Annotated in this window: 16 protein-coding genes, 1 pseudogene and 1 riboswitch; of the genes and pseudogenes, 6 read left to right on the forward strand and 11 right to left on the reverse strand. The window is 68.8% G+C overall.

The features are described 5' to 3' along the window. Positions 1–42 precede the first annotated feature (42 nt). Entirely contained in the window at positions 43–990 is a 948-nt protein-coding gene (locus tag BLU38_RS02850) for an MBL fold metallo-hydrolase (RefSeq protein ID WP_091519547.1), read from the reverse strand. A gap of 101 nt (positions 991–1,091) precedes the next feature. On the opposite strand from BLU38_RS02850, the gene BLU38_RS02855 reads away from it, so the two are divergent. Beyond that, entirely contained in the window at positions 1,092–2,033 is a 942-nt protein-coding gene (locus tag BLU38_RS02855) for an AraC family transcriptional regulator (protein ID WP_091519550.1), read from the forward strand. Here BLU38_RS02855 and BLU38_RS32265 read toward each other — a convergent pair. Continuing rightward, a pseudogene (locus BLU38_RS32265) lies at positions 2,027–2,236 on the reverse strand (hypothetical protein); the annotation flags it as partial. The gene BLU38_RS02855 and the pseudogene BLU38_RS32265 overlap by 7 nt on opposite strands. 74 nt (positions 2,237–2,310) lie before the next feature. Here BLU38_RS32265 and BLU38_RS02860 point away from each other — a divergent pair. Next, positions 2,311–2,511, forward strand: coding sequence for a winged helix-turn-helix transcriptional regulator (locus BLU38_RS02860; RefSeq protein ID WP_091519554.1), 201 nt, complete (start codon positions 2,311–2,313; stop codon positions 2,509–2,511). Positions 2,512–2,535: 24 nt separating this feature from the next. On the opposite strand, the gene mutM is transcribed toward BLU38_RS02860, so the two are convergent. The 8 genes from mutM to BLU38_RS02900 form a co-directional block, all read right to left on the reverse strand. Continuing rightward, the gene (mutM, locus tag BLU38_RS02865; RefSeq protein ID WP_091531755.1) at positions 2,536–3,390 is read right to left on the reverse strand and encodes a bifunctional DNA-formamidopyrimidine glycosylase/DNA-(apurinic or apyrimidinic site) lyase; all 855 of its coding nucleotides are present in this window, start codon (positions 3,388–3,390) and stop codon (positions 2,536–2,538) included. Further along, positions 3,374–4,177, reverse strand: a complete 804-nt coding sequence (gene rnc / locus BLU38_RS02870; protein WP_091519556.1) for a ribonuclease III — start codon at positions 4,175–4,177, stop codon at positions 3,374–3,376. Before rnc ends, mutM begins: the two co-directional genes overlap by 17 nt. Positions 4,178–4,203: 26 nt before the next feature. Further along, positions 4,204–4,395 carry a 50S ribosomal protein L32 gene (gene rpmF, locus BLU38_RS02875; RefSeq protein WP_091519558.1) on the reverse strand — a complete coding sequence of 64 codons (192 nt, stop codon included), beginning with the start codon at positions 4,393–4,395 and terminating at the stop codon, positions 4,204–4,206. 83 nt (positions 4,396–4,478) lie between these two features. Continuing rightward, positions 4,479–5,039, reverse strand: a complete 561-nt coding sequence (locus BLU38_RS02880; RefSeq protein WP_091519560.1) for a YceD family protein — start codon at positions 5,037–5,039, stop codon at positions 4,479–4,481. 188 nt (positions 5,040–5,227) lie between these two features. Next, on the reverse strand, positions 5,228–5,740 hold the full coding sequence (locus BLU38_RS02885; protein ID WP_091519563.1) for a hypothetical protein: 513 nt from the start codon (positions 5,738–5,740) through the stop codon (positions 5,228–5,230). A gap of 377 nt (positions 5,741–6,117) precedes the next feature. After that, a complete protein-coding gene (gene coaD, locus BLU38_RS02890; RefSeq protein WP_091519564.1) occupies positions 6,118–6,648 on the reverse strand; it encodes a pantetheine-phosphate adenylyltransferase in 531 nt (176 codons plus the stop codon). Positions 6,649–6,699: 51 nt separating this feature from the next. Further along, the gene (gene rsmD / locus BLU38_RS02895; RefSeq protein WP_091519568.1) at positions 6,700–7,278 is read right to left on the reverse strand and encodes a 16S rRNA (guanine(966)-N(2))-methyltransferase RsmD; all 579 of its coding nucleotides are present in this window, start codon (positions 7,276–7,278) and stop codon (positions 6,700–6,702) included. Between the two features lie 28 nt (positions 7,279–7,306). Then, positions 7,307–9,589 carry an ATP-dependent DNA helicase RecG gene (locus BLU38_RS02900; RefSeq protein WP_091531758.1) on the reverse strand — a complete coding sequence of 761 codons (2,283 nt, stop codon included), beginning with the start codon at positions 9,587–9,589 and terminating at the stop codon, positions 7,307–7,309. 77 nt (positions 9,590–9,666) lie between these two features. Next, a riboswitch (TPP riboswitch) is annotated at positions 9,667–9,764 on the forward strand. Between BLU38_RS02900 and thiM the strand changes: the two genes are divergently transcribed. The 4 genes from thiM to BLU38_RS02920 all read left to right on the forward strand — a co-directional run bounded on the left by thiM (position 9,757) and on the right by BLU38_RS02920 (position 12,951). After that, positions 9,757–10,641: a hydroxyethylthiazole kinase gene (thiM, locus tag BLU38_RS02905; RefSeq protein ID WP_091519572.1), complete on the forward strand. Its 885-nt coding sequence runs from the start codon at positions 9,757–9,759 to the stop codon at positions 10,639–10,641. It overlaps the preceding riboswitch by 8 nt. Next, a complete protein-coding gene (gene thiE, locus BLU38_RS02910) occupies positions 10,638–11,303 on the forward strand; it encodes a thiamine phosphate synthase (protein WP_091519578.1) in 666 nt (221 codons plus the stop codon). Before thiM ends, thiE begins: the two co-directional genes overlap by 4 nt. After that, positions 11,300–12,151, forward strand: a complete 852-nt coding sequence (gene thiD, locus BLU38_RS02915) for a bifunctional hydroxymethylpyrimidine kinase/phosphomethylpyrimidine kinase (RefSeq protein WP_091519582.1) — start codon at positions 11,300–11,302, stop codon at positions 12,149–12,151. Before thiE ends, thiD begins: the two co-directional genes overlap by 4 nt. Next, positions 12,148–12,951 carry a TenA family protein gene (locus BLU38_RS02920; protein WP_091519585.1) on the forward strand — a complete coding sequence of 268 codons (804 nt, stop codon included), beginning with the start codon at positions 12,148–12,150 and terminating at the stop codon, positions 12,949–12,951. Before thiD ends, BLU38_RS02920 begins: the two co-directional genes overlap by 4 nt. On the opposite strand, the gene BLU38_RS02925 is transcribed toward BLU38_RS02920, so the two are convergent. Further along, a complete protein-coding gene (locus BLU38_RS02925; RefSeq protein ID WP_091519588.1) occupies positions 12,915–13,826 on the reverse strand; it encodes a LysR family transcriptional regulator in 912 nt (303 codons plus the stop codon). The genes BLU38_RS02920 and BLU38_RS02925 overlap by 37 nt on opposite strands. Between the last annotated feature and the right edge of the window lie 21 nt (positions 13,827–13,847).

Raw genomic sequence — 13,847 nt, forward strand, 5'->3', positions numbered from 1 at the left:
TGACACAACATCTCGATCGTGCCGACGACTGCACCCGAGGGCTCACCTGTCGGTCGGGGTGAACCTCGCCCACTCCTTGACGGCGTAGGCATTGCCTTCCCGCTTCACCTCAACCGCTCCGTGGCCGGGCAGGTGCGCCGGGAGCACGAGCGACCGGGTGTCTGCGGCGAGCTCGAGGAACCGCCCTCGCTGCCGTACCGCTGCGGGCACGTCCTCGCTCAGGCAGGCTTCGACGCCAGGCTCGGCCAGCTGAAGCGGCGTGTGCATCAGGTCGCCGACGAACAGAGCCCGATCCCCACGGGACTCGAGCACCAGTACCGAGGACCCAGGAGTGTGACCGGGCGCAGGTACGAGCGACAGGTTGGCGTCAATGCGGTGGCTGCCCTCCCAGAGCACCGCCCTGCCGTGGCGACGAACCGGCAGCACGCTGTCTTCGAACATGTTCTGGTTCCCCAGCGCCGCATTGATCCCGGCGAGCGACCCGCGCTTGGGGTGAGCGTTGAGTGGGTTCCAGAAGTCGTAGTCCGCGCGAGGGATGACGTACTCGGCGTTGGGAAACGCCGGAATCCACGCGCGCCCGTCGAGGCGCGTGTTCCAGCCGACGTGGTCGGCATGCAGGTGCGTGTTGACCACGACGTCGACGTCCTCGGGGGCGACCCCGGCCGCGGCGAGACGACCGACGAAGTCACTGTTCAGACGCGACCACTGGTCGACGTAGGGACGCTCCTTGTGGTTGCCGAGCCCGGTGTCGACGAGAATCGTTCGACCCTCGCTGCGTAGCACCCACGTCTGCACGTACGTCAGGAAAAAGGTGGTTGCCGGGTCCCAGAAATGCGGCGCGAGCCAGTCCTGATGGGACCGCCAGGTCTCGTCGGTGGTGCCGGGGAAGACGTCGCGGGCCGGAGCCATCGGCGCCTGCCATTCGACGACCCTGGTGAGGCGCACGTCGCCGAGCTCGATCGTGTCGACAAAGGCCTGCTGAGCTGTCATGCCACCACGCTAGGCAGGGCCGTCGACCGTCTCCATGCGTGGAAACGCCATCGACATACGCGAGACGACCAGTGCCAGGTCCGCCTCCGTAGGCTGTCGGCATGGACGTGTTCAGTCAGGTGATCGCGTCGACACGAGCAGGACGCGCCAAGTTCAACCGCACCCGGCGGACCGGCATGTGGGGCAACAGCTACGGGCCCTACCCCGGTGCCGGCTTCCACGTGCTGCTGCACGGCTCGTGCTGGTTCGTGCCACCGCACGGAGAGCCGGTACAGCTGAGCGCGGGCGACGTGGTCTTCCTGCCGCACGGCGCCCGGCACGGCATGTCCGACCGGGCCGACCGCGTCGTCGACGACCTGCCCGCCGCCGAGCTGGGGAGCTCGGCCGAGACGCAGGATCCGGCTGACCCGCGAGACGTGCACGCTGATCTGCTGTGCGGCGCCTACCGACTCGACCGCGGCGATGCCCACCCGCTGCTGCGGACGTTGCCGGGCTTCCTGCTCCTCTCGTCGGAGAGGCACGGCTCCTTGCGCTCGGTGGTCGACCTGCTCAGTGCCGAGCTCGCGCATCCGCGCCCCGGCACGGATGCCTCGTTGCCCGCGCTCCTGGATCTCTTGCTGGTCGACCTGCTACGCGGCTGGTTCGACGAGGAGTCCACGCGCAACCCCGGCCGAGGCTGGCCGGCGGCATTGGCCGACCCGCTGCTGGCCGCGGCGTTGAATCGGATGCACGCCGAGCCCGGTTACGAGTGGACCGTGGCAGGCCTCGGCGCCACGGTGAACATGTCGAAGACCACGTTCGCCAGGAGGTTCACAGCGCTGATCGGACAACCGCCGATGACGTACCTCACCTGGGTTCGGCTCAGCACCGCGGCCCGGCTGCTTCGCGAATCCGACATCCCGGTCTCCGCTATCGCCCACCAGGTGGGGTATGGGTCGCCGTTCGCCTTCGGCACCGCGTTCCGTCGGGAGTTCGGGACTGCCCCGGGCCTGTTCCGGCGCAGAGCTCGACAGGGACGCGTTGACAGCCCACAAGATCACTGAATCGGTCTCCGGCATGAGCACCCGGCCCGGCGTGATCGCCAAGATCTCGGGCATCGCTCCTGGCCCCTGCCCGATTCCCGTTCCGACGACTCGCGGCTGATGCGCGGGGCCGCTCGACCGACCACGACGTCGGCACCGGCGACGATCGCCGACAACGCCACCCGGTCGGTGACATCACCTTGGACGTGATTCACACCGGTGACCGCCTCAGTGGGACGCGAGCGGCTGAACGCCGTGACCTGGTGACCCCGGGCGGCGGCCGTATCGCTCGGGCTGCGTGACCAGACGCATCCTCGATCACATCGGCGACCGGTGGACCGTCCTCATCGTGGGCGCGCTCGGTGACGGCGACGCCCGGTTCTCCGAGCTTCGACGGCGGGTCGAGGGGGTCTCGCAGAAGATGCTGCCCCAGACGCTGCGCGGCCTCGAACGCGACGGACTTGTCCGCCGCACGGGTCCTCCCCGAAGTCCGGAGTGAACCGACCTCCTGACGGCCGCTACGTCACCAGTGTGTGTGTCGGGGCACCCGTTGGCAGTGCGGGCAACGGAAGGAGGAGCGGTTCATGAACGCCTCCCGCCGGATCGCGTGCCCGCAGCGCGAGCAGGGCTCGCCCTCGCGGCCGTAGACGTTGAGCGAACGGTCGAAGTAGCCGCTGTTGCCGTTCACGTTGACGTACAGCTCGTCGAAGCTGGTGCCGCCTTCTCCGAGCGCGGCCGCCATCACCGCGGTGGCGGCGTCGAGCAACTCGACCAGCTGCTTGCGGGTGGTGTGTTCGGTCGCCCGGGCGTAGTGCAGCCGGGCTAGCCACAGTGCCTCGTCGGCGTAGATGTTGCCGATCCCGGAGACCACGTTCTGGTCCAGCAGCGCCCGCTTCAGGCCGGTCCGCTTGCGGCGCAGCCGATCGGCGACCTGGACCGCGACGAACGCCGGGTCGAACGGATCGAGGCCGATGTGAGCGATCTCGGCGGGAAGTTCTGCGCCGTCGGGTGCCAGCGACAGGCCGCCGAACATCCGCTGGTCGACGAAGCGGACCTGCGGCCCGCCGTCGGTGAAACTGAAGCGGATCCGGGTGTTCGGTGCATCCGCGATCTCTGCGTCGGCGACCAGGAACTGGCCGCTCATCCCCAGGTGGGCAAGGATCGCGTCGCCGTCGGTCAGCGGCAGCCAGAGATACTTGCCGCGGCGTCGGGGGTGATCGAAGGTACGGCCGGTGAGGGTGGCGGCGAAGTCGGCGGGTCCGCCCGGATGGCGTCGGACGGGCCGCGGATGCAGCACCTCGACGGCCGCGATCGTCCGGCCGGCGAGCGCTTCATCGAGACCCCGTCGGACGACCTCGACCTCAGGAAGCTCCGGCACCGGATCCGGGTTCGGCGGCTGCCTCGTCGGCGGCTGCCACCAGGGCACCGACCTCGTCCAGCGGCTGTTCGACGGCGGTGCGGAGCTCGTTGAAGGCGCTGGCCGCGGCCTTCTGCTCGGCTTCCTTCTTGTTGTGACCGACGCCGGGGTCGTACTGCTTGCCGTCGATCAGTACCCGGGCGGTGAAGGTCTTGGCGTGATCGGGACCGGTCTCGGTCACCACGTACTGCGGCGCCGGCAGCCCGTTCAGCGAGCACAGCTCCTGCAGACTGGTCTTCCAGTCCAGGCCGGCGCCCAGGGTGGCGACCTCGGCCATCACCGGGTCGAAGAGATGGTGCACGAAGCGGCGGGCGCTGTCGATGCCCTCGGCGACGAAGACGGCGCCGATCACGGCTTCGGTGGTGTCGGCCAGGATCGAGGACTTGTCTCGGCCACCGGTGGTCTCCTCGCCGCGTCCCAGTTTGACCAGGGAGCCGAGGTCGAGCCCACGGGCGACCTCGGCCAACGCACGGGAATTGACGACCGCGGCGCGGAGCTTGGCCAATTGGCCCTCGCTCATGTCCGGGTTGGTGCTGAACAGATGTTCGGTCACCACCAGCCCCAGCACCGAGTCGCCGAGGAACTCCAGCCGTTCGTTGGTGGGCAGACCACCCTGCTCGTAGGCGTACGAACGGTGGGTCAGGGCACGATCAAGGAGCCCGGGATCGATGGTGATCCCGAGCTCTGCCAGCACCTCGAAGGCTCCCGGGTGTTCCGGGTGCGCTGTGGAATTCGGCTGCTCTGCCAAGATCGTTTGTCCCGTACGGGAGTGGGTCAGGAAGCCAGCACCTGGCGGCGTTCGCCGCGGGGACCGTACTGACCGCAGGCCGGGCAGGCGGTGTGCGGCAGGTGCTTCTCCCGGCAAGCCGGATTGGCGCAGGTGACCAGGGTGGGAGCGGAGGTCTTCCACTGCGACCGGCGGTGCCGGGTGTTGCTGCGGGACATCCGACGCTTCGGAACGGCCACGATCTTCTCCTCGTAATCGCCACGGACACTGTCGCGTCCGCGTCACTTCACAGCCCTGCGGTCTGCTCAGGACTTCCTGGCTCTCAGGACTCTTCGCCCGGCCATGCCGCGAGACCTGACCACCGAGGATCGACCGGGGCCTGGTGACCGTGCTCCGGATCGGCGTTCAGATCAGCCCCGCACTCGGGACACAGACCCAGACAATCCGGCCGGCACAGCGGCTGGAACGGCAGGTCGAGCACAACGGAGTCGCGCAGCACCGGTTCGAGATCGATCAGATCACCATTCAGGTGCCTGATCTCTTCCTCGGTCTCGGTGTCCTCGGACTCCTTGTCGGGATAGACGTACAGCTCCTGGAAGTCCACGACCGTCTCATCGGTCAGGTCCACCAGGCACCGAACGCACTGCCCCGCCAACCGAGCATCGGCCGTGCCTGTCACCAGCACTCCCTCGACCACTGATTCGAGTCGCAGATCCAACTCGATCGGTGAGCCTTGGGGTACCCCGATCACTTCGATCCCCAGCTCCGCTGGCGCCTCCGCGGTCCGCTGGACCTGCATCATCCGCCCGGCTCCCCGGCCCAGATCGTGGGTGTCGATCACCAGATCCGAGTACGGTTCCCTCGAGCGAGCTGCCGTATCCACAAGCAGTTCCCTTCAGCGCAGCGGTCAGAACATCGTCATGACCGACGCCCAACTCTAGCCGTCCCCGGTCGGCCTGGCCAAATCACACCCGGTAACACCAGTTCCCGCGCAACTTCGGTGTTCCCGCACGCCCTCCAGCTCGCGCGGCAGCCTCAAAAGTGCGCGGGAACGGTGTCCTTGGGGCGGGGTCAGTCGAGAGTGGGTAGTTCGGTCGCGCGTTGCCGGCGGTCCTCCGCCGGCTCGGCGTTCCGGTCGGCCAGCCGCTTGCGTGCGGTCCGGACCTGGCTGCCGGTCTTGGCCAGCACCGATTCGAAGCTGGCCATCCGGGAGTCGATGAAGACGTCGACCTCACGGCGCAGCGCCTCGGCCTCGTGCTCGGCGTCGGCGATGATCTTGGCTGCGTGTTCCTCGGCGACCTTGACCTGGGAACTGTGCGCGGCCTGGTCCAGGGCGTGCTGGTTGGCGTCGGCGACGATCTGGGCTGCCTGCGCCTCGCCGTCGGCGATCTTGGCCTTCTGCTGCTCGATCACCGAGCGGGCCTCGTCGAGTTCCTTCGGCATCGTCTCGGCGATCTCGTCGATCACCTTGAGCACCTCGGACCGGTTGACCACGCAGGACGCCGACATCGGCATCGCGCGCGCAGACGCGATCAGCTCCCGCAGTTGCTCCAACCGGGCCTCGGCCGTCGGCTCCTCGGGCATCGATGAATCCTCCCGTCCCGGGTCTACCGGGCGCGCATTCGTGTGGCTACATGTTCCGCTGGACGAGCCGCCCGGTCCCCTCCCGGGTGACCGGACGACATCCCGACGCACAGCGGACAAGAATCTAGTCGCTGCGGACCGTTATACAAACTTTACGTTCTTTCCCGCCGTGGCGGGACCCGAGGAGGGCGCTGAACAACTGGCTCGTCGCGAGCACCGCGATGTGCGTGCACGGGCACGTCGCGGGAGCGAAGGCGGGCCGGGGCCCGTCGAGCGAGCGCGACGCGCCCGCGTCTGTGCAGCGTGGCGCGCAGCGGAGCGAATTGTTCAGCGGCCTCCTCCAGGTCGGGATTACCTCGTCCCGACACCCGAACGACTCAACCGTCGCCCGATGTTGCGAGCTTGGCCCGGGTCCGGGCCGCGATCGCCGGGGTGACGAACTGGTCGAAGTCACCGCCGAACCGGGCGATGTCACGGACCAGACTGGACGAGACGTACGACCACCGTGCGGCTGCCGGCAGGAACAGCGTCTCCACGCCACTCATCGCCGTGTTCATCTGGGCCATCTGCATCTCGAAGTCGAAGTCGGCGGCGACCCGGATCCCCTTCACCACGCAGTCGATCCGCTGCGCGGTGCAGTAGTCGACGAGCAGCCCGTCCAGCAGGTGCACCTCGATCTCACCGGGGATGTCTGCACACACCTCGGCGAGCAACTCGACCCGCTCCCGGGGCGTGAAGATCGCGGTCTTGCTGCTGTTGTTGCCGACCAGGACGTGCACCACGTCGAACTGTCTCGCGGTCCGCGCGATGATGTCCAGGTGACCGCGGGTCGCCGGATCGTACGATCCCGGGCAGGCCGCGCGCCGTGGCTGCGCATTGCCCGGCTGTTGTGCCTCGTCATCGGCCACCCTGCTGTCCCTTCGCTCACTCACACCCGCGCCGGCGGCGCAGGCCACCCATCATCGCTGCCAGAAATGCAGCACGGTCTCGCCGTAGTTCTTGGTCCAGACGTCGGCCGGATCCTCCGGCCAGGTCAGTTCCTCGCTCCGCGCGGACCGCTCGACGACCACCAGGGCGTCGTCGGTGATCCAGCCCTGCTCCAGCAGGGTCGCCAGCTGGCCGCTCAGCCGGGCCGAGTTCAACTCGTACGGCGGGTCGAGGAAGATCACGTCGTATTCACCCGGCGGTGGGGAGCCGATCACGTCCTCCACCCGTCCGGTCCGGACCTGGGCGCCGACGTCCAGTTCGCGGATGTTCTCGCCGATGATCCTGGCGGTCCGCCGATCGGACTCGACCATCAGCACCCGGGTCGCTCCCCTGCTGGCCGCCTCCAACCCGACGGCCCCGGACCCGGCGTACAGGTCGAGGAACGCCAACCCGGCCAACTGATCCTCCGCCCCTGACCCGGCCGTCCCGGCCCAGGAGGCGATGATCGAGAACAACGCCTCCCGGACCCGGTCACTGGTCGGTCGGGTCCGGTCACCCGGTGGGGTCGTCAGTCGACGTCCCCGCCGGCTGCCGGCAACGATCCGGCTCATCGAGCTCCGTTCCCGATCACGCTGTTGATCATGCCCGCTCCAACCATTCCGGTGACTCGATCTTGTCGACGATGTCGGCCAGTCCCGGATCCTCGATCTCGGGATCGTCGGCGATGCAGCCGTCGGCGATCTCCCGGGCCGAGGCGATCAGCTCCTGGTCACGCAGCACCCGCAACAGCCGCAGGCTCGAACGCCGACCCGACTGATCGGCGCCCAGCACGTCACCTTCCCGGCGCAGCCGTAGATCGGCCTCGGCGAGCCGGAATCCGTCCCGGGTGGCGGCCACCTCGCTGAGTCGTTCGGCGGCCTGGCTCATCGGATCACTGGAGCTGAACAGCAGGCAGACCCCGGGATGCTCACCACGGCCGATCCGACCACGCAACTGGTGCAGCTGGGAGATCCCGAACCGGTCGGCGTCACAGATCACCATCATCGAGGCGTTCGGCACGTCGACCCCGACCTCGATCACCGTGGTCGAGATCAGCACGTCGATCTCGCCGGCGGCGTAGCGGCGCATCACGTCGTCCTTCTGCTCGGCCGGCAGCCGGCCGTGCAACATCTCGACCCGGATCGAGGACAACGGGCCGCCGTCCTGGGTGAGGTCGCCGTACAGCTCCTCGACCGCGATCGCCGGGGTCTTCGGTGCCTCCTCCTGATCGTCGGGAACCACCTCGAGTCCGTCGTAACCGAGCACGTCGGAGATGCTGATCCGGGTGCACACCACGTAGGCCTGCCGGCCCTGCTTGACCTCTTCGACGATCCGTTGCCAGGCACGGTCCACCCAGGCCGGCGCGGCGATCGTGTCGACCACGACCGTGCTCACCTCGGACCGACCGGCCGGGATCTCCCGCAACACCGACGTCTCCAGGTCGCCGAAACTGGTCATCGCCACCGTGCGCGGGATCGGCGTCGCCGTCATCACCAGCAGGTGCGGCTGGCTGGTCGCCTTGGCTCCGAGCGCTGCCCGCTGTTCGACCCCGAACCGATGCTGCTCGTCGACCACCACCAGCCCGAGCTCGGCGAACTGGACCTGATCGCTGAGCAGCGCGTGGGTGCCGATCACGATCCCCGCCTCGCCGCTGGCCGCGGCCAACAACGCCTCCCGTTTCCGCGCCGCCGGCATCGAACCGGTGATCAGCACCACCTGGGTCGCATGCTCCGGCGCGTCCAGCGTGCCGGCGGTGGCCAACTCCCCCAACATCTTGGTGATCGTCTGATAGTGCTGGGTGGCCAACACCTCGGTCGGCGCCAGGAACGCGGCCTGGCCGCCGGCGTCGATCACCCCGAGCATCGCGCGCATCGCCACCACGGTCTTGCCCGACCCGACCTCGCCCTGCAACAACCGCTGCATCGGATGCGGTTGAGCGAGATCGGCGAAGATCTGGTCGGAGACCTGCCGTTGGCCGAGCGTCAGGCTGAACGGCAATGACCCGTCGAAGGCGTCCAGCAGACCGTCGGCCCGCCGTGGCCGTGGCACCGACCCGTGGCTACGGGCCAGCGCCTTGCGGCGCGCCATCGCCAGCCCGATCGCGAACGCCTCGTCGAACTTCAGCCGCTCCAGTCCGCGAGCCGCCTCCGGTTTGGTCCGCGGTTGGTGGACCGCGCGGTAGGCCTCGGTCAGCTCGAGCACACCGGCCCGGTCCCGGACCGACGCCGGCAACGGGTCGTCGGCCCCCTCGAAGAACTCCAGCGCGAGGTTGGCCGACTCGGCGATGTTCCAGGTCCGCAGCTTGGCCGTCGCCGGATAGATCCCGATCAGGTCGGCCCGGGAGACCTCGGCCATCGCCTCGTTGGCCTTCGAACCACCGACCACCCGGCCGTGTTCGTCCAGCATCACGAAGTCCGGGTGGGACAGCTGGAGTTGATCATGAAAGACACCGACCTTGCCGGCGAAGATGCCGCGGGTGCCCTGGTGCAGTTGCTTCTCCCAGTAGTCGATCAGCTTGGGCTGGCCGAAGAAGGTCAGATTGAGCCGGCCGTGCCGCCCGTTGGTGATCCAGGCCTCCAATCGGCCACGCGCGCCACGGCCCCGCTGGCCGCCTTGCATCGCATGCGCCTGGGTGCGGGCCACCTCGGCCAGCACCGCGACCTCCTCGCCGGGCTGCAGATCGGCCAGATCGCTCAGTTCGGTGCCGGCCATGTAGCGCCGCGGTACGTGCTGCAACAGATCGCCGACCGTGCGGATGTCGAGCTTGTCGAAGGCCTTGGCGGTCTTGTCCCCCACCACGGCGGCGATCTTGGCGTGCAGGCGCTGATAGGCCTCGGTACGCCAGCGGGTGACAGTCGAGCTCACGGACGCCAGCCTAACCAGAGGCTCCGACGCGCCCCGGTACGGCGGTCCGGCACGGCCGGGTCCGACGGCCCCGCCCGGCCGAGGTAATGTCGACGCAGAGATGGCCGGGGTGCCCGAACGGATCGGGCTGAGATCACACCCGCCGAACCTGATCCGGATCATGCCGGCGAAAGGGAGCCAGAGCGATGTCTGCTGTGCCCAGTTCTTCTGACGCACCCCGCACCCCAGCGGTCACCACCACCTCAAGCCTCGATGTCACCGATGCCGCGGCAGCGGCCGGTCACGTCGTCGAGCAACTCCGCGCGCGGCGGCCGCTGGTCCAGTGCATCACCAACTACGTCTCGATGGACCTGGCCGCCAACCTGTTGAACGCGGCCGGCGCGTCGCCGGCGATGGTGCATCATCCGCAGGAGGCCGGCGAGTTCGCCGGCCTCGCCGATGCCGTGGTCGCCAACATCGGCACCCCGTCGCCGGACTGGGCCGACGGCATTGTTGCCGCGACCACCGTCGCGGTCGAGCGCGGTGTTCCCTGGGTGCTGGACCCGGTCGCCGTCGGCGCCACCTCCTATCGCCGCGACCTCGCCGGCCGGCTGCTCACCAACCGGCCGACGGTGATCCGCGGCAACGCGGGCGAGGTGCTGGCCCTGGCCGGTGTCGCCGGTGCCAGTCGTGGCGTCGACAGCGCCGCCGACAGCAGTGCGGTCGGCGACCAGGCCGCAGCGCTGGCCGCCGAAGCAGGTTGTGTGGTCGCGGTCACCGGTGCACGCGACCTGGTCACCGACGGTCGGCGGCAGCTGACCATCGACGGCGGCGATCGGCGGGCACCGATGATCACCGCCCTGGGCTGTTCGGCTACGGCGCTGGTCGCCGCCTGTTGCGCTGTCGGTGAGGACCGGCTGGCGGCGACCGCGGCGGCTCTGGCGATGATCACCGTGGCCATCGAACGAGCCGGCCGGGACGCCGCCGGTCCCGGTTCACTGCGCTGGCGGCTGCTGGACGAGTTGGCCGACCTGTCGGCCGATCAGGTCGGCAGCAGGATCGAGGAGTCGCATCGGGACGATCAGTCATGATCACGACCCACGAGCAGGTGCGGAGCAACCTCGGTGTCTACCTGGTCACCGCCGAACCGAGCACCGATCGGACCGTCGAGTTGATCATGGCCGCGGTGGCCGGCGGCGTGCGCGTCGTGCAGCTGCGGGACAAGATCAACAGCACCGACCATCGGATCCGGATGCTGCGACAGATCGTTCACCGGCTGGCCGGATCCGCCGTCACCCTGGTCGTCAACGACGACCTCGACGCAGCCGCTGCCGTGCCAGGAGTCGGCATCCACGTCGGGCCGGATGATCTTCATCCGGCCGTCGCCCGGAGCCGGCTCGGCGTCGACGTGTGCATCGGTTGGTCGATCCACGATCTTGATCAACTGCGCGACGACCAGGCCTTAGCCGCCGTCGACTATGTCGCGGCCAGCCCGGTCTGGCCGACCCCGACCAAGATCGACACCAGCACACCGTTCGGCCTGCAGGGTGTTCGCCGTCTGCGGGACCGGCTGCCGGCAGAGCTGCCGCTGGTCGGGATCGGCGGCATCGATCTCGGCAATGCCGCAGAGGTGATCGGCGCGGGCGCGGACGGCGTCGCCGTGGTCTCCGCGATCTGTGCCGCCGACGATCCCCGGCGAGCCGCACAGGACCTGGTGGCCGAGGTCGACCAGTCCAAAGAGGGCAGGTCATGACGACGCCGATCATGCTCAGTGTGGCCGGCTCCGATCCGTCCGGCGGCGCAGGCATCCAGGCCGATCTGAAGACCGCGACCGCACTGGGCGTCTACGGGGCCGCGGTGCTCACCTCATTGACCGCTCAGAACACGCACGGCGTGACCGGGATCCATCCGGTGCCGGCCGATTTCGTCGCCGATCAGCTGACTGCGGTGCTGGAGGACCTCGCGGTCGGCGCGATCAAGATCGGCATGTTGGCCACCCCGGAGATCGCCGCAGCGGTGGCCGACGTGCTGCGGACCCGGCCCCGTCCGGCGATCGTGCTGGACCCGGTGATGGTCGCCACCTCCGGTGACCGGCTGGTGACCCCGGAGGTGACGGAGGTGATCAAGGAGGCGTTGCTGCCGCTCTGTACCGTGATCACGCCGAATCTCCCGGAAACCGCTGCCCTGTTGGGAAACCTGGCTCCGCACAGCCCGGACGAGATGGAGGCTGCGGCCGTCGCGCTGCGTGACCTCGGGTGCGCAGCGTTGATCAAGGGCGGACATCTCCAGCCCGAGAGCCCCGAGCCTGTCGACGGCAAGCCATCAGTCCGTAGACCGGATCAGGATGCTATGAGTGTTGACGTGTTGGCCGATGACTCGGGAATCACGCACTATTCCGCGCCGCGGATCGACACCACCAACACCCACGGCACCGGCTGCACGCTGTCCTCGGCGATCGCCTCGGGCCTGGCCCGCGGAGCGGACCTGCGCACGGCGGTCGGAGCCGCGAAGGACTATCTCACCGGCGCCCTGCGGGCCGGTGCCCAGCTCGGCATCGGGTCCGGCAACGGACCGGTCGACCACCTCTGGAGGAATCGATGAGCCTGACACAGCAGACCTCGGCACCGACCGGAAGCCCGACGGGCGGATTCTCCGAGGACGCCTGGCAATCGGTCGGCGCCTGGTTCACCGCGATCACCTCCCATCCGTTCCTCACCGCGTTGGCGGACGGATCACTGCCAGAGCAGGTGTTCTGCCGTTATCTGATCGACGATGCGCACTATCTCAACGGCTATTCGGCGGCCCTGGCGACGCTGTCCGCGCGGTCCGATGATCTGGACGGCCGGGTGATGCTGGCCCGATCGGCGGCGTCGGCGATCGAGGCCGAACGGTCCTTGCACCGCGGCTATCTGCTCCCCCGCGGAATCGACCCGGACGCCGCCGGTGCTCCCGAACCGTCGCCGACCTGCGTCGGCTATGTCGAGGGCCTGAGATCCGCGGCGGCGCTCCAGCCGTTGGGCGTCGGGATGGCCGCCGTGCTGCCGTGCTTCCGGGTGTATGCCGAGGTCGGCTGCTGGATCGTGAACAAGACCGACCTCGCCGGTCCGGCCGTCCGAACCTCCGAGCGGGTGGACGAGCGATCGGATGATCATCCCTACCGAGACTGGATCGGCGCCTACAGCGACCCCGCCTTCGCCGAGGCCGTCCGCGCAGCGGAGGCCTACACCGATCTGCTCGCGGACCGGGCCGGACCGACCGTACGCGAGGCCATGGCTGACGCCTATCGGCGGGCGACCCGCTGGGAGTGGATGTTCTGGAACGCCGCGTGGGTCGGTGAGAGCTGGCCGACGCCGGGGACGGTGGCTCAGCCTCGATCCGCTGCAGAGATCAACTCCCGCTGACGCATCAGGTAGGCGCCGAATTCGGTCACCACCGGACGGTCGTCACCGACCCGGGTCATCAGATACAGGCCGCGCCGCAGCGGTGACTCCAACGGCAGAAAGGTCACGTCCCGCTGCTCGGCGCTCTCCCGTGCCAGCCGGGGGATCAGAGCGATCGCGAGCCCGCTGGCGACCAGGTCGAGTTGGCTGGGATAGGCGCTGATCCGGTAGCGGATCTCCGGTTCCCGCCCGGCCTGACGCAACACGTCGGTGACGGTCTGGTATGCGCCGCTGCCCGGCGGGCAGACCACCCACGGCAGATCGAGGTCGGCAGCCTCGGTGATGGTCCTCGGACGGTCCGGCAGATCTGCCGGGACAGCCAGGTCGATGGGCTCGTCCAAGATCAACTGCGCGGTCAGCGAGGACAGCTGGGGGAAGGTGTTGCTGGTCCAGGCCTCGACGATCGCGACGTCGAGCTGGCGGGTGGCCAACAGTTCGACGAATTCCAGCGCCTCACCGTCCATGATCACCGGTTCGACCTTCGGATGCTCGGCCACCAGCCGCGCGGTCGCCGGTCCCAGCAGCGTCCGCAGCGCCGACATCACACCACCGATCCGAAGTCGTCCGCCGATGTCACCGGACAACCGGCTGAGCTCCTCGTCGGCCTGCCGGAACTGCCGATCCACCGCCCGCGCGTGCCGGGCCATCAGACTGCCCGCCGCAGTCAGTCGGATGCCGCGGCCGGACGGCTCGACCAGCGTCTGCCCGAGCTCGCGCTCGAGCTTGCGGAGTTGCTGGCTGACCGCCGAGCCGCTGATGCCGAGTTCCTCCGACGCCTCGCGCACCGATCCGTGTGTCGCCACGGCTTCGAAGATCCGTACTCTGTCCCAATGCATTATTGCTCAGCCCTGCTTCGC

The organism is Microlunatus soli, assembly GCF_900105385.1.
GTDB lineage: Bacteria > Actinomycetota > Actinomycetes > Propionibacteriales > Propionibacteriaceae > Microlunatus > Microlunatus soli.

Excerpts from the sequence above, each read along its gene's own strand:
- BLU38_RS02850 (WP_091519547.1), bottom strand. The coding sequence starts at position 990 with ATGACAGCTCAGCAGGCCTTTGTCGACACGATCGAGCTCGGCGACGTG.
- thiE (WP_091519578.1), top strand. The coding sequence starts at position 10,638 with ATGATCACGACCCACGAGCAGGTGCGGAGCAACCTCGGTGTCTACCTG.
- thiD (WP_091519582.1), top strand. The coding sequence starts at position 11,300 with ATGACGACGCCGATCATGCTCAGTGTGGCCGGCTCCGATCCGTCCGGC.
- BLU38_RS02885 (WP_091519563.1), bottom strand. The coding sequence starts at position 5,740 with ATGCCCGAGGAGCCGACGGCCGAGGCCCGGTTGGAGCAACTGCGGGAG.
- BLU38_RS02855 (WP_091519550.1), top strand. The coding sequence starts at position 1,092 with ATGGACGTGTTCAGTCAGGTGATCGCGTCGACACGAGCAGGACGCGCC.
- rsmD (WP_091519568.1), bottom strand. The coding sequence starts at position 7,278 with ATGAGCCGGATCGTTGCCGGCAGCCGGCGGGGACGTCGACTGACGACC.
- BLU38_RS02925 (WP_091519588.1), bottom strand. The coding sequence starts at position 13,826 with ATGCATTGGGACAGAGTACGGATCTTCGAAGCCGTGGCGACACACGGA.
- thiM (WP_091519572.1), top strand. The coding sequence starts at position 9,757 with ATGTCTGCTGTGCCCAGTTCTTCTGACGCACCCCGCACCCCAGCGGTC.
- BLU38_RS02920 (WP_091519585.1), top strand. The coding sequence starts at position 12,148 with ATGAGCCTGACACAGCAGACCTCGGCACCGACCGGAAGCCCGACGGGC.